This window comes from Pseudomonas sp. SIMBA_067 (assembly GCF_046534675.1).
Lineage (GTDB): Bacteria > Pseudomonadota > Gammaproteobacteria > Pseudomonadales > Pseudomonadaceae > Aquipseudomonas > Aquipseudomonas putida.
On the sequence record NZ_JAWRYH010000626.1, the window covers coordinates 1 to 264 of the forward strand.

Annotated in this window: 1 protein-coding gene; it reads left to right on the forward strand. The window is 57.2% G+C overall.

The features are described from left to right. Positions 1-264: TonB-dependent receptor domain-containing protein (locus SB765_RS30605; RefSeq protein WP_410932615.1), on the forward strand; the 264-nt coding region annotated here is incomplete at both ends.

Sequence of the window (264 nt, forward strand, 5' to 3'; positions counted from 1 at the left end):
CGGTCGATACCCAGGCGCAGGCGAAATTCGCCACCGGCCAGGTTGATCATACGCTGCTGCTGGGCGTGGACTTCCAGCGTACCCGCAATGATATCGACGCACAGTTTGGCACTGCCTCCAGCCTGAATGCGGTTAATCCGCAATATGGTGATAACAGCGTAACGCCATTTGCCGATCCTTATCAGCATCTCAACAAACAGCGTCAGACCGGCCTCTATGCTCAGGACCAGATGGAGTGGAACCGCTGGGTGCTGACGCTGGGTG